General features: G+C 72.7%; 19 protein-coding genes. 9 read left to right on the top strand and 10 right to left on the bottom strand.

Going from position 1 to position 21,380, the window contains the following annotated elements; translation table 11 throughout:
* Positions 1 to 112: 112 nt before the first annotated feature.
* The gene (locus ABGB21_RS13300) at positions 113 to 871 is read left to right on the top strand and encodes a DUF305 domain-containing protein (RefSeq protein WP_347653048.1); all 759 of its coding nucleotides are present in this window, start codon (positions 113 to 115) and stop codon (positions 869 to 871) included.
* Positions 872 to 907: 36 nt separating this feature from the next.
* On the opposite strand, the gene ABGB21_RS13295 is transcribed toward ABGB21_RS13300, so the two are convergent.
* The 4 genes from ABGB21_RS13295 to ABGB21_RS13280 all read right to left on the bottom strand — a co-directional run bounded on the left by ABGB21_RS13295 (position 908) and on the right by ABGB21_RS13280 (position 6,660).
* Entirely contained in the window at positions 908 to 2,815 is a 1,908-nt protein-coding gene (locus tag ABGB21_RS13295; protein WP_347677945.1) for a glycoside hydrolase family 13 protein, read from the bottom strand.
* Positions 2,812 to 3,648 (bottom strand): sugar ABC transporter permease, encoded by an 837-nt coding sequence (locus ABGB21_RS13290; RefSeq protein ID WP_347653076.1) that lies wholly within the window; start codon positions 3,646 to 3,648, stop codon positions 2,812 to 2,814. Before ABGB21_RS13290 ends, ABGB21_RS13295 begins: the two co-directional genes overlap by 4 nt.
* 86 nt (positions 3,649 to 3,734) lie before the next feature.
* Entirely contained in the window at positions 3,735 to 5,405 is a 1,671-nt protein-coding gene (locus ABGB21_RS13285; RefSeq protein WP_347653050.1) for an ABC transporter permease subunit, read from the bottom strand.
* Between the two features lie 7 nt (positions 5,406 to 5,412).
* Positions 5,413 to 6,660: a maltose ABC transporter substrate-binding protein gene (locus ABGB21_RS13280; RefSeq protein ID WP_347653051.1), complete on the bottom strand. Its 1,248-nt coding sequence runs from the start codon at positions 6,658 to 6,660 to the stop codon at positions 5,413 to 5,415.
* Between the two features lie 256 nt (positions 6,661 to 6,916).
* Here ABGB21_RS13280 and ABGB21_RS13275 point away from each other — a divergent pair, with 256 nt between their 5' ends.
* Together ABGB21_RS13275 and ABGB21_RS13270 are read left to right on the top strand one after the other, a co-directional pair.
* Positions 6,917 to 8,017: a LacI family DNA-binding transcriptional regulator gene (locus ABGB21_RS13275; protein WP_347677943.1), complete on the top strand. Its 1,101-nt coding sequence runs from the start codon at positions 6,917 to 6,919 to the stop codon at positions 8,015 to 8,017.
* Between the two features lie 140 nt (positions 8,018 to 8,157).
* Entirely contained in the window at positions 8,158 to 9,786 is a 1,629-nt protein-coding gene (locus ABGB21_RS13270; protein WP_347677941.1) for a glycoside hydrolase family 13 protein, read from the top strand.
* On the opposite strand, the gene ABGB21_RS13265 is transcribed toward ABGB21_RS13270, so the two are convergent.
* Entirely contained in the window at positions 9,777 to 10,745 is a 969-nt protein-coding gene (locus ABGB21_RS13265; protein WP_347653054.1) for a WYL domain-containing protein, read from the bottom strand. The two genes, ABGB21_RS13270 and ABGB21_RS13265, sit on opposite strands and share 10 nt — an antisense overlap.
* Positions 10,746 to 10,852: 107 nt before the next feature.
* On the opposite strand from ABGB21_RS13265, the gene ABGB21_RS13260 reads away from it, so the two are divergent.
* Together ABGB21_RS13260 and ABGB21_RS13255 are read left to right on the top strand one after the other, a co-directional pair.
* Positions 10,853 to 11,539 carry an alpha/beta hydrolase gene (locus tag ABGB21_RS13260; protein WP_347653055.1) on the top strand — a complete coding sequence of 229 codons (687 nt, stop codon included), beginning with the start codon at positions 10,853 to 10,855 and terminating at the stop codon, positions 11,537 to 11,539.
* Between the two features lie 189 nt (positions 11,540 to 11,728).
* Positions 11,729 to 11,968 (top strand): hypothetical protein, encoded by a 240-nt coding sequence (locus ABGB21_RS13255; protein WP_347653056.1) that lies wholly within the window; start codon positions 11,729 to 11,731, stop codon positions 11,966 to 11,968.
* A 16-nt stretch (positions 11,969 to 11,984) separates the two neighbouring features.
* Here the strand turns inward: ABGB21_RS13255 and ABGB21_RS13250 are convergent, their stop codons facing one another.
* The 4 genes from ABGB21_RS13250 to trpS form a co-directional block, all read right to left on the bottom strand.
* Positions 11,985 to 12,422: a hypothetical protein gene (locus ABGB21_RS13250; protein ID WP_347653057.1), complete on the bottom strand. Its 438-nt coding sequence runs from the start codon at positions 12,420 to 12,422 to the stop codon at positions 11,985 to 11,987.
* An 81-nt stretch (positions 12,423 to 12,503) separates the two neighbouring features.
* The gene (locus ABGB21_RS13245; RefSeq protein ID WP_347653058.1) at positions 12,504 to 13,445 is read right to left on the bottom strand and encodes a YihY/virulence factor BrkB family protein; all 942 of its coding nucleotides are present in this window, start codon (positions 13,443 to 13,445) and stop codon (positions 12,504 to 12,506) included.
* 110 nt (positions 13,446 to 13,555) lie between these two features.
* Positions 13,556 to 14,071, bottom strand: a complete 516-nt coding sequence (locus ABGB21_RS13240) for a 2'-5' RNA ligase family protein (RefSeq protein ID WP_347653077.1) — start codon at positions 14,069 to 14,071, stop codon at positions 13,556 to 13,558.
* A gap of 166 nt (positions 14,072 to 14,237) precedes the next feature.
* Positions 14,238 to 15,263, bottom strand: coding sequence for a tryptophan--tRNA ligase (gene trpS, locus ABGB21_RS13235; protein ID WP_347677939.1), 1,026 nt, complete (start codon positions 15,261 to 15,263; stop codon positions 14,238 to 14,240).
* 279 nt (positions 15,264 to 15,542) lie between these two features.
* On the opposite strand from trpS, the gene ABGB21_RS13230 reads away from it, so the two are divergent.
* Both ABGB21_RS13230 and ABGB21_RS13225 read left to right on the top strand, forming a co-directional pair.
* Positions 15,543 to 16,169 (top strand): sigma-70 family RNA polymerase sigma factor, encoded by a 627-nt coding sequence (locus ABGB21_RS13230; protein WP_347653060.1) that lies wholly within the window; start codon positions 15,543 to 15,545, stop codon positions 16,167 to 16,169.
* Positions 16,162 to 17,439: a hypothetical protein gene (locus ABGB21_RS13225; RefSeq protein WP_347653061.1), complete on the top strand. Its 1,278-nt coding sequence runs from the start codon at positions 16,162 to 16,164 to the stop codon at positions 17,437 to 17,439. Before ABGB21_RS13230 ends, ABGB21_RS13225 begins: the two co-directional genes overlap by 8 nt.
* A gap of 154 nt (positions 17,440 to 17,593) precedes the next feature.
* Here the strand turns inward: ABGB21_RS13225 and ABGB21_RS13220 are convergent, their stop codons facing one another.
* Positions 17,594 to 18,643: a hemolysin family protein gene (locus ABGB21_RS13220; RefSeq protein WP_347653062.1), complete on the bottom strand. Its 1,050-nt coding sequence runs from the start codon at positions 18,641 to 18,643 to the stop codon at positions 17,594 to 17,596.
* Positions 18,644 to 18,833: 190 nt separating this feature from the next.
* Here ABGB21_RS13220 and galK point away from each other — a divergent pair, with 190 nt between their 5' ends.
* Both galK and ABGB21_RS13210 read left to right on the top strand, forming a co-directional pair.
* Positions 18,834 to 20,024: a galactokinase gene (galK, locus tag ABGB21_RS13215; RefSeq protein WP_347653063.1), complete on the top strand. Its 1,191-nt coding sequence runs from the start codon at positions 18,834 to 18,836 to the stop codon at positions 20,022 to 20,024.
* Positions 20,025 to 20,113: 89 nt separating this feature from the next.
* Positions 20,114 to 21,238: a tetratricopeptide repeat protein gene (locus ABGB21_RS13210; protein ID WP_347677937.1), complete on the top strand. Its 1,125-nt coding sequence runs from the start codon at positions 20,114 to 20,116 to the stop codon at positions 21,236 to 21,238.
* Positions 21,239 to 21,380 lie beyond the last annotated feature (142 nt).

The following is a 21,380-nucleotide window of genomic DNA, read 5'->3' as shown; positions in this document are numbered from 1 at the left end:
CGGTCCACAACCGGCCGGGCTAACATCGGCCAACCACCGGGATCGCAACATACGATCTTGAGAAAGCCCCGGCTACGCCGCGAACCGGCCGGCGGCGGACGGGAGTCGCGCTGTGGTGTTGCCGAAGAGCAGGATCCGGGACGGTCGCTCGCGGGCGCTGACGCTCGTGGTGCTCGTCGAGGTGGTCGCGGTGCTGCTGGCCGGTGGTACGGCCCTGCTCCTCGGCGCCTCGGACGAGCCGGCTGCGCCAACCGCACGCCCGACCACCACCACGCCGAGCGCGGCGGCACCGACCACCCCACCGGCGACCGGCGACCCGAGCGCCCCGATCCTGCAACCCGGCCGGCCCGGCGAGTCGGCCCAGGTGCTCGACCCCGGCCAGGTGACCCCGGGGCCCGGACCGACCCACAACACCGCCGACCTCCGCTTCGTCCAGATGATGATCCCCCACCACGAGCAGGCCCTGGAGATGGCCGCTCTGGTCCCGCAGCGGGCCGGCAGCGCCGGCGTGATCGCCGTCGCCGACCGGATCAGGTCCGCGCAGCAGCCCGAGGTGGAGGTGTTGCGGAGCTGGCTGCGGGACCGTGGCTTCCCGGTCCCGGAGGGGCACACCGGCCACGACCCCGGGGCCATGCACGGCATGCAGACCCCGGAGGCGATCGCCGCGCTGGCCGGCATGACCGGCACCGACTTCGACCGCCGGTTCGTGGAGATGATGACCGCACACCACGAGGGCGCCATCGCGATGGCGCAGGAGGTGCTGACCAGCGGCGTCAACCAGCAGATCCGGGAACTGGCCCGCAACATCGCCTTCGAACAGGCCGTCGAGGTCAGCCGGATGCGCGAGGTCCTCGCCCCGCCGGCCCGGTGAGGGCCGGTCGGGTCAGCCCCGCTGACAACCGTCAACTCAGGACAGTCGCCACACCTGGAACGTCGGGCCGTCGCCGGGCAGGGTGACCACGCCGTCGCCGTCGGCACGCAGGGTCGGGGCGCCGCCGTACCGGTTGGGGGCGTACCCGGCGATCGGCAGGCCGGGCAGCCGTACCGGCACTCCGGCGACCCGCCGGGCGAGCACCAGCAGCGCCCCGGTCGGCGCCTCGCGGAGGAAGACCAACGTGTCGGGGTCGAGGTACGCCCAGCGCAGCCCGCCGTACCGCAGCTCCGGCTCGGCGGCACGCAGCGCGAGCAGCGACCGGTACGCCCCGAGCGTCGCCTCGTCCCAGCTCTCCAGCCGGTGCCAGGGCATCGGGGTACGGGAGTCCTCGCCGTTCACCCCGTCGAGCCCGAGCTCGTCCCCGGCGAAGATCATCGGGGTGCCCGGCATCGTCGCCAGCAGCCCGACCGCCACCTCCTGACCGGCGGCGCTCCCCACGACGGTGCGGATCCGGGCCGAGTCGTGCGAGCCGAGCAGCTGCCACGAGTGGACGTACGACCGCCACGACACCAGCGCCCGGAACGCGTTCATCGTCGCGACCACCGCCCCGGCGTCCCGCCGGCGGATCCCGCCCGGCACCCCGAGGAAGTTCGGCAGGTCACCAACCCCGGCAGCACCCGCCCCGGCATCGCCGGTCCCGCTGTTGTCGGCGCGCAGCCAACTCCACACCGGATCGGTGAACCCGGTGTAGTTCATCGTCCCCTGCCAGCCGTCCCGATCCAGGTCACCGGTGTGGTCGTGGCCGTGCTCGGCCACCAGCAACCCGTCCGGGCGGGTCCCCACCACGGCGGCCCGCAGCAGCGCCGCCACCTCGTGGGTGTACGCGTCCCGGCCGCGCCGACCGGTCATGTTCGCCACGTCGACCCGCCAGCCGTCGAGTCCGTACGGCGGGAGCAGCCAGCGCCGGAGCACCGCGTCCGGCCCCTCGGTGAACCGGCGACGCAGTTCGGTGCTGCCCCAGTTGAGCTTCGGCAGCGTCTTGACGCCCTTCCAGGACTCGTAGTCGCCGGTGACGTCGTCGAGGTAGTACAGCTCCCGCTCCGGCGCGTGCCGGTCGGAGGATGCGTCGACGAACCACTCGTGCCCGTCGCCGGTGTGGTTGCTGGTGATGTCGCCGAGCAGCCGCCAGCCCCGGGCGTGCACCGCGTCGGCCAGCCGGGCCAGTGCGGCGTCGCCGCCGAGCAGCGGGTCCACCCGGTCGAAGCTCGTCGCGTCGTAGCGGTGGGTGGAGCGGGCCGGGAAGAACGGGGTCAGGTAGACGGTGTTGACCCCGAGCCGGTCCAGGTGGTCCAGCCGTTCGGTGATCCCGTCCAGGTCACCGCCGTAGTACTGGTACGGCGTCTCGGGCCCGCGCCCGATCACCGGGGTCCGTGCCCAGTCGCACGAAATCGCCCAGTCCGGCAACTCCGCTCCGGCGCCCCGGGTAGCGTCCGACGACCGGGCGAACCGGTCCGGGAAGATCTGGTAGACGATCGCGTCCCGCGCCCAGGCCGGCGGCGGCTCGTACGCCACCAGCCGGAAGTCGGTGCTGTCCGGTACGTCGTGCCCGACCACGCCGAGCGCGGTGAGCCACCGGTTGCCGCCCGGCTCGTCGAGCAGGAACCGGTACGTGGTGACCGGGTTGCGGACCTGCACCTCGGCCCGCCACCAGACCTCGTGGTCGGTGCGCCGGTCGATCCTGGCGGCGGCGAAGTGTGGCTCGCCGTCCGGGGTGGTCCGGACGAAGACCCGCCGGACCGGCGAGACCGCCGGCACCCGGACGAAGACCACAACGGTGTCGCCGAGCGCCGGGGCCTGCTCGGGCACGTACGTCGCCGAGCCGTCGTGGTGCGGCAGGTGCAGCAGGCTGTGCCCGTCCGGCCGCCGACCGGGGTCGGTCATCCCTTCACCGCCCCGGCGGCGAGCCCGGAGACGATGTAGCGCTGCAGGAACTGGAACAGCAGCACGGTCGGGACGGCGGTCAGCAGCGTACCGGCGGCGAAGAGACCGAAGTTGTTGTTCCGTTCCCCCTCGATCAGCCCGTACATGCCGACGGCGAGGGTCTTCGACCCGGTGTCGGTGAGAAAGACGCTGGCGACCAGGAACTCGTTGACCGTGGTGATGAAGGAGAGCAGTGTGGTCACCGCCAGGATCGGCGTCACCAGCGGCAGCATGATCCGGAAGAAGATCTGGGCGTGGGTGGCACCGTCCACCGTGGCCGACTCGTCGATCTCCTTCGGCAGGGTGTCGAAGAAGCCCTTCATCAGCCAGGTGTTCGCGCCGAGTGCACCGCCGAGGTAGACCAGGATCAGCCCGAACGGCGTGTTGAAGCCGACCTCCGGCCACAGGTCGGTGACCGTACTGAAGATCAGGAAGATCGCCACGATCGCCAGGAACTGCGGAAACATCTGGATCAGCAGCAGCGACAGCAGCCCGACCCGGCGGCCCCGGAACCGCATCCGGGAGAAGGCGTACGCGGCGAGTGCGGAGAGGAAGACCGAGGCGGCCGCCGCCACCCCGGCGATCAGCACCGAGTTGAGGAACCACCGCCCGAACGCGGTCCGGTCGAAGAGGTTGACGAAGTTCTCCCCGGAGACTCCACCGGTCGGCACCAGCCCGGTCGAGCTGAGCGTGCCGAGCGGGTTCACCGCCGCCGAGACCACAAAAACGATCGGGAAGAGGCTGAACCCGACGGCGAGCAGCGCCACCAGGTGCCGCCAGCCGACCTGGCGCAGCCACGACCGGCGGGGTCGGCGGGTGGCGGCGGACGGCCGGACCGGACCGGTGGTGGCGACGGTGTGGTCGGCCGGGGGCGCTGTGGTCACGAGTAGACCTCCTCCTGCTGCCGGGTCCGCCGGAAGGTCACCGCCGAGATGACCGCGACCAGCGCGAAGATGAAGATCGAGATGGCGGCGGCGAAGCCGTACTGGGCGCCCTGCCCGCCGAAGGCGAGCCGGTAGGTGTACGTGATGAGCAGGTCCGTCGCCCCGATGGTGCTGTTGTCGGCCGGGAACGGCGCACCCTTGGTGGTCAGGTAGATCGCGTTGAAGTTGTTGAAGTTGTACGCGAACGACGCGATCAGCAGCGGGGAGAGCGCGACCAGCAGCAGCGGCAGGGTGATCCGGCGGAACGACTGCCAGCGGGACGCCCCGTCTACCGAGGCCGCCTCGGTGAGCTGGGCCGGGATCGCCTGCAACGCGCCGGTCGCCACCAGGAACATGTACGGGAACCCGAGCCAGAGTTGCACCAGGATCACCGCCGCCCGGGCCGACCAGGTGCCGCCGAACCAGTCCACGTGCCAGCCGAACAGGTTGTTGATCAGACCGAAGTCGGCGTTGAACATGTCCCGCCAGACCAGCAGCATCGCGAACGACGGCATCGCGTACGGCAGGATCAGCAGCACCCGGTAGAGGTTGCGGCCCCGCATCCGGGGCGAGTGCAGCACCAGCGCGCAGAGCAGTCCGAGGGCGAAGGTGCCGCCGGCCGAGGCGACCGCGAAGAAGAGGTTCCAGAGCAGCGTACGCAGGAACGGGCCGGAGATGTCCGGGTCGGTGACCACCCGGGTCAGGTTCTGCAGGCCGACGTCGACCTGCCAGCCCTGGGCCAGCCGTTCCCCGTCGGCGGCGACGAACGCGCCGAGTTCCTCGTCGGCGGTCCAGGTCTTGCCGCTCTCGCGGTCGCGGACGCAGTCGCACCCGGCGTCGTACGCCCGCAGTGCCCGGCCCTCGTAGGCGCGGGAGAGTCCCGAGGAGCGGATCGCGCCGCCGGCGGTCGGTACGGCGAAGTTGGTGATCTCCTCGCTGCGCGCGCCGGCCTGCCCGATGCTGAGCAGGGTGTAACCCTCGGCGGCGGTGACCCGGCCGCCTGGGCCGACGGTGACCTCGTCGGCGGGGAGTTGGCGCAGTCCGGCGGTGTCGCCGGCCGAGACGGCGCCGGTCGCCGGGTCGGTGACCAGGAAGACCAGTGCGCCGGTCGCCGGGTCGCCGGTGGTGGCGACGGCGAGGCTGTATTCGGTGGAGCCCGGCACCTGGGTCACCGAGGCGGTCTGGATCGCGACGATCGCGTCCTGTTTGCTGCCCCGGTGGCCGTCGCCGAAGTTGGTGAAGGCGGTGCTCGCCGTGTACAGCACCGGCAGTACCTGGAACGCGAGCAGGAAGAGGGTGCCGGGCACCAGGTACTTCGCCGGGATGTGCCGCCGGGTCAGGTAGAGGTAGCCGAGGCCGGCGGTGGTGGCGACCAGGATCGCCAGCCCGACCCACGCTTCGGCGTCGACCAGTGGGAAGGCCGCCCAGGCGGCGATCCCGAGGGTCAGGCCGAGCAGGACCACCTTGACGAGGAGCCCGGTCAGCGAGGTCGACGCGTCCCCGCGCCGACCGCCCGCCGACGTGCCGGCAAAGCCGCCGGCCGACGGGCCGCCGGTGGTCTGGCCCGGCTCCGTCCCGTGGTGCGGGGCCGGCTCGGCCGACCCCGCACTGAACTCACGGTTCTCCATCGCCTGGCTACTTGATCTGACCCGCGATGGTCTTGCCGGCGGAGGTGATCGTGCTGGTCACGTCGGCGCCGCCGATCACCGCGGCCTCGGCCTTGCCGAACGGGTCCCAGACCGCCGCCATCGCCGGGATCGCCGGCAGTACGGCGCCGTTGCGGCCGGCGTCGAGGAACTTCGCCAGGTCCGGGTCGGTTCCCTTGACCTGGTCGAGGGCGGCGGTCAGCGCCGGCGGGCGCGGGTCGGCCTGGTAGAGCGCCACCGCGAGGTCCGGGGTGGAGACGTAGTTGGCGACGAACTCCTGCGCGACAGCCTTGTTCTGCCCCTTGGCCGCCACGTAGAACGCCTGCACCCCGATGAACGGCTGGGCCTGGCCGGCGCCGGCGAACCCGGGGACCGGGGTGACGTCGTAGCTGAGGCCGGCCTTCTTGACGTCGCTGGTCGCCCACGGGCCGGAGACGAGGTAGGCGCACTTCTTGCCGGTGAAGAGCGAGATCGAGTTCTCCGGGGTGATGGAGCGCTTCAGTACCCCCTCGCCCTTCTCGCCGAGCGCCGCGATCTTCTTGAACGCGGCGACCGACTCCGGGGTCCCGACCCCGAGGTTCTTCGGGTCGTAGTCGCCGTCCCCGGTGGTGCCGAAGAGGGTGCCGCCGGCCGAGCTGTACAACGGGTAGATGTGGTACGCGTCGCCGTTCTGCCCGACCTGCAGGCAGAGCACCTCGCTGACCTTCTTCTCGGCCTTGAGCCGCTTGCCGGCGGCGACGAGGTCCTCGATGGTCGCCGGGGCCTCCGGCGCCAGCGCGGTGTTGCGGATCAGCGCCAGGTTCTCCATGGCGTACGGCACGCCGTACGTCTGGCCGCCGAAGGTGACCGCCTTCATCGCGGCGGGGTTGAAGGCGTTCTTCTGGGTGGCGGAGAGTTGCACCGGTTCGATGGCGCCGTTCTGGACCAGGTTGCCGATCCAGTCGTGTGCGCCGACCACCACGTCGGGACCGCTGCCCTGCTGCGATGCGGTGACGAAGTTGGTCTGCAGGACGTCGTTGGCGATCGCCTGCACCTCGACGGTCACGCCGTTGTCCTGGCCGAACTTCTCGGCGAACGGCTTGAGCGCGGCGGTGCGCTTGTCGTCGGCCCAGATCACCAGCTTGCCGCCGGTGGCCTTCGGGGATTCGGAGGTGGCGGGCTCGCCGTCACCGCCACAGCCGGCAGCGGCCAGCGCCAGGGCGAAGACGGCGACCACACCCGCGGTACGGATGCGCATCGGTACTCCTGTCAATCATGTCCGGCCCGCCGCTCGCGGCGACCGGCCGGGTGGGGGAAACTCTTGACTTGTTCCATCCGGCGTCGGGACCGCGCCGCTGCCGTTCATGAACCACCGCTGCTGCGAGGTTGCCTGGACTGCTGCGTGGTGCCGGGACGTGGGGCTGCGTGTTGCCGGGACGTTAGCAAGACGTTGCAGCCAATGGAAGAGCTTGCAGCCTCTACGCAAGAACTTGCCGATAAGTTAAAGTGCGGCCATGCGTGCACGACTGGCCGACATCGCCGCCCAGGCCGAAGTGAGTGAGGCCACGGTGTCGCGGGTGCTCAACGACCGCCCCGGGGTGGCGCCGGAGACCCGGCAGGTCGTGCTGACCGCGCTCGACGTCCTCGGCTACGAGCGGCCGGCCCGGCTGCGCAAGCGCAGCGCCGGCCTGGTCGGGCTGGTCGTGCCGGAGCTGGAGAACCCGATCTTCCCGGCCTTCGCCCAGGTCATCGAGTCCGGACTGGCCCAGGCCGGCTACACCTCGGTGCTCTGCACCCAGACCCCGGGCGGGGTCACCGAGGACGAGTACGTCGAGATGCTGCTCGACCGGCAGGTCTCCGGGATCGTCTTCGTCTCCGGGCTGCACGCCGACACCTCCGCCGACCACGCCCGGTACCGGACACTGATCGCCCGACCACTGCCGGTCGTACTGGTCAACGGGTACGTGCCGAACATCCCGGCGCCCTTCGTCTCCTGCGACGACCGGGAGGCCGGTGAACTCGCCGTCGCCCACCTGGTCGCGCTCGGCCACCGCCGGATCGGGCTGATCACCGGCCCCGCCCGGTACGTGCCGGTGCAGCGCAAGGTCGCCGGTTACAAGGCGGCGATGAAGCGGCTGCTCGGCCTGGCCGACGAGGAGCTGGACGAGCTGGCCGAACTCTCGCTGTTCGGTGTGGAGGGTGGCGAGGTGGCCGCCGCCCGGCTGCTCGACCGGGGGGTCACCGGCCTGGTCTGCGGGTCGGACCTGATGGCGCTCGGCGCGATCCGGGCGGCCCGGCAGCGCGGCCTGTCCGTTCCCGCCGACCTCTCCGTCGTCGGGTACGACGACTCGCCGCTGATGGCCTTCACCGATCCGCCGCTGACCACCATGCGACAGCCGGTGACCGCGATGGCGGTCGCCGCGGTACGCGCCCTGGTCGACGAGATCAACGGGCACGCCGCGCCGCACTCGGAGTACACCTTCCGCCCCGAGTTGGTGGTCCGTGGTTCCACCGCGGTCGTACCGGGCCTGGGTCGGCAGGCCCCGGGTCCGGCTGGAAGCACCGACCCGGCGGTGCCCCGGCCGTCCTCCCCGGAGCTGGCACTGCCGGTCTGAGCCGCCGGCGGCACCGATCTGCCTTGCGCAAGATTTGCTTGACTCTTGCAGAGTCCGCGCGGCATCCTGCTCTGGCGATCACCGCGGGTCGGCGCGCTGCGGCAACTGCACCTGCATCGACGAGGAACGGAACAGCCCTGATGAGCCTGCACCCCCCGCCAACCCGGTCCGCCGACGACTGGTGGCAGTCCGCCGTCGTCTACCAGGTCTACGTGCGCAGCTTCGCGGACAGCGACGGGGACGGCGTCGGTGACCTGGCCGGGATCCGGAGTCGACTGCCGTACCTGCGGGACCTCGGGGTGGACGCGCTCTGGCTGACCCCGTTCTACCGCTCCCCGATGGTCGACGGCGGCTACGACGTGGCCGACTACCGCGACGTCGACCCGCTCTTCGGCACCCTCGCCGACTTCGACGCGATGATCGGCGACGCACACGCGCTGGGCCTGCGGATCATCGTCGACCTCGTCCCGAACCACACCTCGGACGCGCACCCCTGGTTCCAGGCGGCCCTGGCCAGTCCGCCCGGCTCGGCGGAACGGGCCCGCTACCTGTTCCGGGACGGCCGGGGCGAGGCCGGCGAACTGCCGCCGAACGACTGGGAGTCCATCTTCGGCGGTCCGGCCTGGACCCGGGTCCCGGACGGCCAGTGGTACCTGCACCTGTTCGACCCGGCCCAGCCCGACCTGGACTGGCGGCACCCCGAGGTCCGCGCCGAGTTCGAGGAGATCCTGCGGTTCTGGCTGGACCGTGGGGTGGACGGGTTCCGGATCGACGTGGCCCACGGGATGATCAAGGCCGAAGGGCTGCCGGACGTCGGCTTCGGCAGACTCACCACCGGGCAGCCGCAGATCGAACTGCTCGGCCGGGGCCAACTCCCCTACTTCGACCAGGACGAGGTGCACGACATCTACCGCGCCTGGCGGCCCATCCTGGACAGCTATCCGGGCGGCCGGATGGCGGTCGCCGAGGCGTGGGCCGAGACCCCGCAGCGGCTCGCCCGCTACGTCGGACCGGAGGAACTGCACCAGGCGTTCAACTTCGACTTCCTGGACGCGACCTGGTCCGCCGACTCGTTCCGCAAGGTCGTCGACACCGCGCTCGCCGAGGCGGCGATCGTCGGCGCGCCGACCACCTGGGTGCTGTCCAACCACGACAAGCCCCGACACGTCACCCGGTACGGCGACGGCGCCCTCGGGCTGCGCCGGGCCCGGGCCGCCGCCCTGCTGATGCTCGCCCTGCCCGGGGCCGCGTACGTCTACCAGGGGGAGGAACTCGGGCTGCCGGAGGTGCTCGACCTCCCCGACGAGCTGCGCCAGGACCCGGCGTTCCCGCGTACCGGGCAGAGCCGGGACGGCTGCCGGGTGCCGTTGCCATGGAGTGGCGACGTGCCGCCGTACGGCTTCGGGCCGGACGGTGGCGCACCGGCCTGGCTGCCGGCGCCGGTGACCTGGCGGGCCCTCTCGGTCGCCGCCCAGACCGGACGGCCGGAGTCGACCCTGGAGCTCTACCGGACGGCGTTGCGGCTGCGGCGTGAACTGCCGGCGACGGCCCGGGTGGAGTGGCTGGCGACCGAGCCGGACGTGCTCGCCTTCCGCCGGGTCGGCACCGCCGGCGGACCCGAGCTGGTCTGCGTGGTCAACCTCGGCAGTACCCCGGTGCCGACCGGCGGGTACGGCGTACCCGTGGTCACCAGCGCGGCCCTGGTCGACGGCGACGGGGACAGCCCGCTGCTGCCGGTCGACGCGGCCGGTTGGTTCCGTCAGCCCTGACCTGGGTCGCCCAGGGCGGCGGCGAACCGCGCGGTGAGCGCCGCGAACGCGGTCCGTAGCTCCGGCCCGCCCTCGATCCGGAAGGCGAACGGCAGGCCCGCCAGCCACTCCTGGGCGTACATCGTCGGATTGTTGGTGCTGCCGACCAGCACGCACCCGTTCCCCGACGGTTCGAGCCGGCCCATCGGCGGCCGGACCCACCGGGCCACCTCGGTCGCCGGCGCGTCGAAGACCACCCGGGTGGCGAACGGCCACCCGGTACCCAGGTGCTCCTCGAGCACCATCACCGGGTCGAGGTCGACGGGCGGGGTGAACTCCTCCGGGGTCTGCCGGACCGTGCGGATCCGGTCGATCCGGTACGTGCGGACCGCGTCCGCGCGACGGGAGTGGCACAGCAGGTACCAGCGCCCGTGCCGGGTCACCACCGCCCACGGCTCCACCTCGGACTCCCACTCGTCACCGGCTCCGGTGCGGTAGCCGACCAGCACCCGGCGGCGGGCCGCGACGGCGGCGACCAGCGCACCCGTGGTCGCCGGATCCGGCCGGGCCGAGTACGGGTCGGGTGCGGCGGACGCGTACTCCCGCAGCGCGGCGGCCTGCCGCCCGACGCTCTCGGGCAGCGCCTGGATGACCTTGATCAGGGCGGCCCCCACCGGGTTGTCGACGTCGCCGGCGCCCGGATGTCCGTCGAGGGCCGCCATGACCAGGCCGAGTGCCTCGTCCTGGGAGAAGACGACCGGCGGCAGCCGGGTCCCGCGCCGAAGTCGGTAGCCGCCGTGGCGGCCCCGGGCGGACTCGACGGCGATGCCGGCCTCCCGGAGGATCCCGACGTAGCGCCGCGCGGCCCGCTCGGTGACACCGAGCCGCCCGGCGAGTTCCTCGGCGGTCGTGCCGGGGCGGTTCTGCAGGATCTCGAGGGTACGCAGCGCCCGCGCGGTGGGACTCAACTCGGTGGACACCCCGGGAACCGTAGTCGATGCGGACGAAAATCCGGCAGTGGATCGTCCGGAATTGGCGTTAGCGTGTGCCGCGACCGGGCCAACCCACAGAAGAAAGACCGATAATCATGGACATCCTGCTCATCGCCGGCCTCTGGCTCGACGGATCCGCCTGGGACGACGTCGTGCCGGCACTCGAAAAACTCGGCCACCGCCCGGTGCCGGTCACCCTCCCCGGCCAGGGGGACGGATCGACGTCGGCCACCCTCGACGACCAGGTGGCGGCGGTGCTCGCCGCCGTGGACGCGGCGCCGGAGCGGCCCATGGTGGTGGGGCACTCCGCCGCCTGCCGGCTCGCCTGGCTGGCCGTCGACGCACGACCGGAGCGGATCGCCAGGGTCGCCATGATCGGCGGATTCCCGGCCGCCGACGGAAAGCGCTACGCCGACTTCTTCCCCGTGGAGAACGGTGTGGTGCCCTTCCCCGGTTGGGGCCCGTTCGAGGGGCCGGACGCCGCCGATCTCGACGAGCAGGCCCGGCAGGCGTTCGCCACCGCCGCACACCCCGTACCGGAGACGGTGACCAAGGGGGTGGTACGGCTGTCCGACGAGCGACGGTACGACGTACCGGTCACCCTCGTCTGCCCCGAGTTCACCCCCGCCCAGGCGCAGGACTGGATCAACGCCGGCGACCTGCCCGAACTCGCCAGGGCCAAGCACCTCGACCTGGTCGACATCGACTCCGGGCACTGGCCGATGCTCACCCGGCCGGTCGAGCTCGCCCAGCTCCTCGCCGCGACGGCCACCACCGTCTGACCGGCGCGGCCCGGTTCACGGCTCGTCGTCGCGGCCGCCGCCTAGCCGTCCGCGCCGCCGAGCCACCCGGCACACCGGCTGCCGCTTCGCCGACCCGCCACGGCAGAACCGGCAGCCCGAACAGCAAGGGCGGCACGGCCGAGACCAGGCGCCCCGCAACGGGGGCCACTGGCGACCGGGCCACGCTGGGTGATCCACCTGCCGACCACGCTCACCTCGTACGTCGCCGCCGTCGGTCCGGTCGCCGCACTGCGGGACTCGCTGCGGCATGTTGACGTACTCGACTTCGGCGAGGTGACCCTGCCGCCGGAGGACGACCAGTCACGACGTACCCGGATCTGGTGTGACGCCCGGATCGACGGACCCGGCGGCCGCCGCTGCACCAGACCCGCCCGACATCCCGGCGCCTGCGCCTCCGGCCGGGAGTGACCGGCGACGCGGCCGGTCAGCGGTTCCCGGTGAGCAGGGCGGCGATCCGGCCGAACCCGGCGCGGACCTCCGCCTCGGACGGGGGCTGTTGCGGCTGCGCCGGCCGCCGGGTGGACTCGCCGACGTCGGACTCGGTGATCAGGTCCTCGAAGTCGCCGTAGAGTGCGGCGTCGTCGAACTGCGCCGCCTCCTCCTCGGCGGCCCGCTGCGCCGTGGTGATCTCGGCCCGGATCTCGTCGGCGGAGACCTTCGGCAGCAGCGGCTCGACCACCGCCATCAGCTCCTCGTCGGCCACCACCGACTCAGCCAGGGCCAGCGCGTGGTCACGCTCGTACGGACCGCAGACCACCGGCTCCCACTCGTCCGCGTCGTCGAGCGGCCCGAAGGTGATGATCCAGGGCAGGTCGAGGATCGGCGAGTCGTCCGGCAGTTCCAGTGTCACGAGTGCACCCACGGGCTCATCATGCCGGTGACACCTCGGCAGTTCGTACCTTTTGCCGGAATAGCACCCCGAGATCGCTTCTCGCGGTGTTGATCACTCCGCGTCGTCGTCCCGCCGCCCAGGCGCCTCGCCCGACGGACGGCGCTCCGGGTCCGCCGGGTCGATCACCGGTTCGCCGCCGGCCAGGTCCAGGACCCGCCCCTGCGGACCGGTCGCGGCCAGAGCTGCCCCGAAGACCAGCAACTGGTTCAGCAGATAGAGGTAGATCAACAGACCGACGGCACCAGCCACCACCGTGTACGCCGGATTGCGCTCCCACCGCAGCACGTAGTAACGGCCCACCGAGTTGAGCAGTGTGATGCCGAGCGCCACCACCAGGACCGGCGGCAACCAGCGCCGGAAACTCATCCGCAGCCGTGGTACGGCGAGCAGCAGCGCCGCGGCGAGCAGCACGTTCACCAGGAACGCCATGAACCAGCTGGCGATCTGGAGGACGACCGACCGGGCCCCGAGCAACCCGCTCAGCACCGACTCCAGCACGTCCACCGCACCGAGCGAGAGCGCGAGCAGGACAAAAATCCCGAGCAGGATCGCCAGGTCGATGAGCTGCCGGATCAGGAAGTAGCCCGGGTGCTGGTCCAGCCCGTGGATCAACCGCTGCGAGGAACGGATCGACTCCACCCAGCCGATCCCGGTGATGACCAGCAGGATCAGGCCGATGACCCCCGGGCGGCTGCTCGCCTGCCGGATCTGTTCCGGGTCGACGAACGGCAGGTTCCGGTGGATGAAGTCCACGATCACCTGGCCGCTCTCCGCGCTGTCCCCGAGCAGCGTGCCGAGCACCGTGTACGAGACCAGACCCAGCGCGAAGACGGCAAAGAAGCCGTAGTACGCCATCGCCGCCGCCAGCCGGCCACCGAGCAAATCCGTGTAACGGCCGACCGCCCGGGCCAGGGTGTCGAACCACGGCGACCGTCGCCGGCGCTCCGTCAGCCGGCGGTCGATGTCGGCGAGCACCCGTTCCACGGCGTTCACGCCGTCATCCTTGCCCATCCGCCCACGCTTCGGGGGGAGCCGCGACCGGGAAGCCGCATCCGGCCGGGGTGTGCGGCGCCGGAACCGGCCGACGGGGGCAGCCGACGGAGTCAGCCGCCGAGTGGGAAGTCCCGACGGGGCTGCCAGCGGGCGTCCCCGTGGTGCGAGAAGAGGGTGAACTTCTCGACCTTGAAGACGGCGGAGAAGTCGGCCAGGTCCTCGTACACCTGGTCCAGCGCCTCGGGGGCGACGTCCTGGGCGACCGTGACGTGCGGGTGGTACGGGAAGCGGCTCTCGCGCCGCAGCTCCGGTGCCGCTCCGATCGCGCCCGCCAGCAGTTCGCACTCGCTGATCCCGGCCGCGACCACCACAAAAACCACGTCGGTGACCGGCCGGAACGTACCGGTCCCGCGCAGGTGCAGCAGGTACGGCTGGTGCGCGGCGGCCACCGCGGCGAGGTGCCGCTCCACCGCCGGCAGGCTGGCCACCGGTATGTCGGTCGGCCCGAGCAGCGTCAGGTGGGCCGGTACGTACACCGCCTGCGGGTCACCGGCCTCGGCCCGTCGCCGGGTGAGGATCCCGCACCAGGGCTCCGGCAGGTCCACCGCGATCCCGACCCGGGTCATCGGAGTGCCGGGATCCACCGATCCGTCCGTGAGAACCACCCCTCTGCTCCACACTCCGCCGGCCGGCGGTGCCAACCGGCGAAACCACGTCCGCCGGTGACGTCCCGTCCCCGGCCGGGCCGCCACGTCGACGGCTCGCCGGCCCGACGAACGACGTCGTGTCCGGCTAGTCGTGTCGTACGCCGGCCAGGAAACCGATCCGGTCGTACACCTGGCGCAGCGTCGCCGCGGCGACCGCGCGGGCCTTCTCCGCGCCGACCGCCAACAGTTTGTCGAGCTGCGCCGGGTCGTCCAGGTAGTGGTGCGTCCGCTGCCGGATCGGCTCGACGAACTCCGCCACCACCTGACCCAGGTCCTTCTTCAGGTCGCCGTACCCCTTGCCGTCGTACGCCTGGACCAGGTCGTCGATGGTCCGGCCGGTCAGCGCGCTGTAGATGGTCAGCAGGTTCGAGATCCCCGGCTTCTGCTCCGGATCAAAAATGATCTCGCGTCCGGTGTCGGTGACGGCCGACCTGATCTTCTTGGCCGACCGGGCCGGCTCGTCCAGCAGTTCGATGATCCCGGCCGGGGACGAGGACGACTTCGACATCTTCGCCGTCGGGTCCTGCAGGTCGGTGATCTTCGCGGTGTCCTTGACGATGTGCGGGGCCGGCACGGTGAAGGTCGCCCCGAACCGGCTGTTGAACCGCTGCGCCAGATCCCGGGTCAGCTCCAGGTGCTGCCGCTGGTCCTCGCCGACCGGTACCGCGTCCGCCTGGTAGAGCAGAATGTCGGCGGCCTGCAGGATCGGGTACGTGAACAGCCCGACACTCGACCGGTCCGCGCCCTGCTTCGCCGACTTGTCCTTGAACTGCGTCATCCGGCTCGCCTCACCGAACCCGGTGATGCAGTTCAGCACCCAGGCGAGCTGCGCGTGCTCCGGCTCCTGGGACTGGACGAACAGGGTGCACCGCTCCGGGTCCAGCCCGACGGCGAGCAACTGCGCGGCGGCGAGCCGGGTCCGCTGACGCAGCGTCGCCGGATCGTGCCCAGCAGTGATCGCGTGCAGGTCGACCACGCAGTAGAAGGTGTCGTGGGTCTCCTGCATCGTCACCCAGTTGCGTACCGCACCGAGGTAGTTGCCGAGGTGGAACGAGTCGGCGGTCGGTTGGATGCCGGAGAACACCCGGGGCCGGGCAGGAACGTCGGACATGCCGGCAATTCTGACAGCACGCCCGGGAGCCTGTCCCGACCGCCCTGTGCCAAATCCGGCTCGGTCACACCAACTCCCCGGACGGCGGGAACCCGGTCGCGCCGTCCCGACTCGTACCCGGTCGCCTCGACTTCCCCGGACCGCCGGGAACCGGGCCCCGCCGTCCCGACTCGTACCCTGGGACGACGGTCGGCCGGCCGGGTCGGGGCACGGGCAGCCCGCCGGGTCCGGCCCGGACGTCACCGGGGGCGGAAACGGCCCGACCGGAGAGGACAGCGGTTGGCACGGGACCGGGACGGACGCGGCACCGACCGGGCGGCGGTGGACGAGGCGATGGGCGAGCTGTACCACGCCTGCTACCGACGGCTGGTCGCGCAGGTCTACGCGTTCACCACCGACCTGACCGAGGCGCAGGACGTGGTGCAGGAGGCGTTCGCCCGGGCGATCGCCCGGCCACGCGGGCTCGCCGACGTGGACAACCCGGAGGCGTGGCTGCGGACCGTCGCGGTCAACGTGGTACGGCGACGGTGGCGACGGCGTCAACTGCTGGACACCATCCTGCTCCGGGACCGTCCGCTGAACCGCCTGGTCGCCACCGCGCCCGGCCCGGAACGCACCGACCTGCGCGAGGCACTGGCCGGACTGCCCGTCGGCTATCGGGAGGTGATCGTGCTGCACTACTTCGCCGACCTGCCGGTCGAGGAGGTGGCGGCCCTGCTCGGCGTACCGACCGGGACGGTGAAGTCCCGACTGTCCCGGGGGCGGGCCGCACTCGCCGCCCGGCTCGGCGACTACCACGGGCTCGACGAGCGGCCCGGGCCCGGCGATCGACAACCGGCACCGGACCGGACCGGGCCGGCGAACCGGGTACGCCGGGCGGGGCCAACCGGGGTGCGGCATGGCTGACCGGCAGACACCCCTCGACGTACGGCTGACCCGGGGCCGGACGGAGTTGCTGGAGAGCATCGACCAGCCGCCGCTCGCCCGGATCCACGACCGGGCGACCGCCCGCCGTCGGCGTCGGCGGGCCCTGGCCAACGGTGGTGGCGGCGTGGCGCTGCTCTCCGTACTGGTCGCGGTCGGGCTGGTCCTGCAACCCTGGTCGGCGGACCGTGTTCCGCCGCCGGTCGCCGAACCGCCGCCGGACGCGGTGCCGACGCCGACCGGCGGGCCGGTCTACTCCGGGGCCGGCCTCACCATCAACGGGCTCACCGACCCCGGCGTCGAGTACGTCCCCGGCACGATCGCCGACGTCGAGTTCCTCGACCCGGACCACGGCTGGCTGCTGGCCGGCTGCCCGACCGCAACCCCCTGCCCGGCCACCGTCGCCCGGACCTCGGACGGGGGGCTGACCTGGCAGCACGTCGCGCTGCCGCCGGACAGCGCCGGACGGGCCGACCTGGACCTGAGCGTCTTCGCCGACGGGCGACTGTTGGTCACCGGAACCGACCGGGGGTACGCCTCCACCGACCACGGCCAGACCTGGGCTCCCGTCGCCCCGGGAACCGCGGACGGCCCCGTTGCGCCGACCGCCCAGAGCCAACTGCGGGTCGGGCCGGGCGGCGGCCGGTGCGGTCTCGGCGTGGAACTCTGGCAACCGGACCGGCCCCGGGCCGGTGTCCCGCCGGCCCGACCCGGCCTCGACATCTGCTGGGTCGCCCCGGCGGCCACCCCGGACGGTGCCTGGTGGGCCGGTGGCGTCCGCGACGGGCGGCCGGCCGTCGCGATGACCCGGGACCGGGGGGCACACTGGCGCACCGTCGAACTGCCCGGCGCGGCCGTCCCGGCCGGGGCGACCGGCACCGTGGAGGTGACCGGCCTGGGCAGTCAGGCGTACGCGGCCGTCCTCGGCGCCGACCGGAGCCTGCGGGCGCTGTACCACTCGGCCGACGGCGGCCGCAGCTTCGCCCGGGTGGCCGCCACCGGCGGGCCGGACCGGCTGGCCGGGGCGGCGGTCCCGCTGCTCGACGGCCGGCTGCTGCTCACCGGCGGCGACCGGCACTGGTACGTCAGCTCCGACGACGGCGCCACCTTCACCCGGGCCGGCGGAAGCCTGCCCAGCGTCGGCCGGCTCGCCCACACCCCGGCCGGGTACGTCGCCTACGACCTCTTCGGCACCAACTGGGCCGCCTACTCCTCCGACGGTGCCACCTGGCGCAAACTCCAGATCAACTGAGCAGCCCGGGTCGCCCCCGCCACGGCGCTCCCCGGCCCGCTGCCCCGCCCACCTGGTGGCCGGGTCGGACCTGCCCGTTACCGTCGCACCGGATCGGGGGGCTGAACTGGACGACGTGACGATCCGGGTACGGGAACTCGCCCGGGGTCTTCGCTCAGCCGGCCGGTCCTCCGCTGTTGTCGACCCCGGTGCCACGGGCTGCGGGCACGCTGACCGGATGTTCCGGCCCGGGAACCCCGACGACGGCCACCCGGGCCACCCGCCGTCCCTCGACCGCCAACACCCGCAACAGCCAGCCCCCCTCGGACCGCTTGTTGTCCGGACCCCCGGTGCCCCGGGCCGGGACGGCGGCCGTCACCGTCTCCCCGGGGACGGTGATCTCGTCACCGGTGACCGGCAGCCGGCCCAGCGCCGCCATCACGAACCCGCCGACCGTCTCGTACGGGCCGGAGGGCAGGACAACCCCGGTGCGTTCGGCGAAGTCGGCGAGGTTGAGCCGTCCGTCCACCTCCGCCGGCCGGCCCACCGGAGTCGGTTCCGGTACGACGTCGTATTCGTCGTGGATCTCGCCGACGAGTTCCTCGATCAGGTCCTCCAGGGTGACGATCCCGGCGGTGCCGCCGTACTCGTCGACGACGACCGCGAGGTGGTGGCCCTCCCGGCGCATCTCGGTGAGGGTGGCGAGCACCCGTTTGGTGCCGGGTACCGTCTTGACCTCGCGGCGGAGTTCGCCGATCGTCCCGTACGGGTCGTCCTCGGGCCGCAGCAGCACGTCCCGCAGGTGCACGAAGCCGACCACGTCGTCGTGGGTGCCGTCGACGACCGGATACCGGGTGTGGGTTTCGGTCCGGACGACCTGGGCGGCCTCCTTGAGGGAGAGCCGGGCGTCGAGGAAGACGACCTCGGTGCGGGGCATCATCACCTCGCGGACCATCCTGGCCCCGGAGACCAGCACCTCGTCGATGATCCGCCGCTCGACCGGATCGAGCAGGGTGTTGGCCGCGACCAGATCCCGGAGTTCCGCCTCGCTGATCCGTTCCCGGCCGGCGGTCGGGCTCGCGCCGAGCAGCGCGGTCACCAACCGGGTCGACGCGTCCGCGGCCCGCACCACGACCCGGGCCAGGCCGCGGGCCAGCGGCCCTGGTTGCCTTCGTGGGCGCCCCGGCGGCCTGCGCCGGGGCCCGGTACTGCCGGACTCCCGCATGTCAGAAATGGTAGACAGCCGCGGCGTCCGGCGCCGGCAACCCGGGGGTACCCGGTCACGGGTCGATGTGCGGCTCTGTTCAGAATTGGCGGAACATGGTGGAATGCTCCGGGCAGTCGCCCCGGACCCCACCGCCCCGGAACCAGACAAACCGATCCGGTCAGCAACGAACGATCATGGAAGGGTAGCCGTGACAGAGCAACAGGCCGCGACCGGCTGGTCGGAGACGTCGGTCACGGCTCGCGCCACCGCCGGCTTCGTCGAGGCGTACGGCGAGAAGCCCGCCGGCGTCTGGTCGGCGCCCGGCCGGGTCAACCTGATCGGCGAGCACACCGACTACAACGACGGGTTTGTGCTGCCCTTCGCGCTGCCCCGGCGTACCGTCGTCGCCGCCGCCCCGGACACCGGACGCCGCTGGACGGTCTGGTCGGAGCAGGCCGGTGAGCGGGTCTCGTTCGGCCGGGCCGACGCCGCCGAGCCCGGCCGGGTCACCGGCTGGGCCGCGTACGTCGCCGGCGTGGTCTGGGCGTTGCGTGAGGCGGACCTCGACGTACCGGTCGCCCGACTGGCGATCGCCTCCGACGTGCCGCTCGGCGCCGGGCTCTCCTCGTCGGCGGCGCTGGAGGCGGCGGTCCAGGCCGCCCTGCTCGACCTCGGCGAACTCACCGTGCCGGTGGCGGACCGCCCCGGCCTGGCCCAGCGGGCCGAGAACGGTTACGTCGGCGTACCGACCGGGATCATGGACCAGTCGGCCGCGATCCGCTGCCGGGCCGACCACGCGCTCTTCCTGGACTGCCGCTCGCTCGCCGTCGAGCACGTGCCGTTCGACCTCGACGCCGCCGGGCTCGCCATCCTGGTGATCGACAGTCGGGCACCGCACCGGCACGTCGGCGGCGAGTACGCCGCCCGCCGCGCCGCCTGCGAGTCCGCCGCCGCCGCGCTCGGCGTACCGGCGCTGCGTGACATCTCCGTCGACCAGCTCGACTCCGCGCTCGCCCGGCTCGACGACCCGGTGGTACGTCGACGCGTCCGGCACGTGGTGACCGAGAACCAGCGGGTGCGGGAGACCGTCGGCCTGCTCCGCACCGGCCGGCTGACCGAGATCGGGCCGCTGCTCACCGCCTCGCACGCCTCGATGCGCGACGACTTCGAGATCACCGTGCCCGAGGTGGACACCGCCGTCGAGGCGGCCCTGACCGCCGGGGCGTACGGTGCCCGGATGACCGGCGGCGGCTTCGGCGGCTGCGTCCTCGCCCTGGTCGACGCGGCGGCCACCGGCACCGTCACCTCCGCCGTCACCGACGCGTACGCCGAGCGTGGCTTCGCCGCCCCCGACTGCTTCACCGCCCTCCCCGGCCCCGGCGTCGAACGCCTGGCCTGACGACCGGTTCGGGTTGGCGGCCGGTCGGGCAGCTGTGCACGGGTGTCGCCCGTGATCGATAGGGTGTCGCCCGGACCGGGGGAGGCGACGTGAGCGACACCGAGGTGACCGTCCAACAGCGGGCGTTGGCGCTGGCCCAGGTCGGCCGGTACGTCGAGGCGGCCGACCTGCTCCGCGGCCTGCTCGCCGAGCGGCCCGAACACGTCGGGGTGATGCTCCAGCTGGCCCGGTGCCACCGGGAACTCGGTCAGCTCGCCGAGGCCATGCGTCTGGTGGACCGGGCGCTCGGTGTCGCCACCGCCCAGGAGCATCTGCTCGCCGAGAAGGCCCGGATCCTGTTCGCCGCCGGCCACCCGGAACACGCGGCCAGCGCCGCCCACCGCGCGCTGGAGCAGAACCCGCGCTCCTGGTCGGCGCACGGGCTGCTGGCGGAGGCACTGCTCGCCCTCGGCAACCCGACCCGGGTGGTCCTCGCCCGGCGGCACGCCGACACCGCCCTGGAACTCGCCCCGCAGGTGCCCGAGGTGCACCTGCTGGACGCCCGGCTGCACGCCCGGATGGGCCGGCTCCGGGCCGCCCGCGCCGCCTGCGGGCAGGCCCTCGCCCTCGAACCCGGGTACGAGCCGGCGCTGCGCCAGCTCGCGCTGCTGGACGCCGGTCAGGACCGGGCGGGGCGGGCCGCCCGGCAGTTCACCGCCGCGCTGACCGTCGACCCGCAGCGGGCCGACGCCGCCGCGCCGACGTACCAGGCGATCGTCGCCGCCCTCTGCTGGCGGCTGTTCGACATGCTGGCCCTGGTCGGTCTCGGACACCTGCTGCTGTTCGCGCTGCTCGGCGACGCACTCGGCGACGCGCGGCGGCCCGCCCGGCTGGCCGTCGCGGTGGCGGTGCCGCTGGCCGTCGCCGGCTGGGCCGCACTGACCTGGCGGCGACAGCCGGCACCACTGCGCGGGCAACTCCGCCGACAGGCGCGGTCCGCCCCGGTCCTGACCTGCCTGCTACTCAGCCTCGCCGTCGCCGCCGGGCTGGTCCTCGGCAGCCTCGTCCCGGTCCTCGGCTGGCTGCTGCTCGTCCCGGGCTACCTGGTCTTCGCCTTCCGCGGCTGGCGCCAACTGCAGCGCCGGGCCGCCCCGGCGGTCCGCTGGCTCGGCTACCGGATCTGGAGTCGCCTCGCCGCCCGTACCAGCCTGTCGGTCGGCAACCGGTCGGACTGACCGACCGGCGACCGACTCAGCCGGCCTCGACGATCATGCCGGCGCCGACCGTGCGGTTCGTGGTCTCGTCGATGATGATGAAACCGCCGGTGGTGCGGTTGCGTCGGTACTCGTCGGCGAGCAGTGGCACGGTGGTCCGTAG

Origin of the sequence: Plantactinospora sp. B24E8 (assembly GCF_039871735.1) — a bacterium.
Classification (GTDB): Bacteria; Actinomycetota; Actinomycetes; order Mycobacteriales; family Micromonosporaceae; genus Plantactinospora.
The sequence above is the reverse complement of the archived record's forward strand: the minus strand, read 5'-3'. Positions and strand labels throughout refer to the sequence as shown.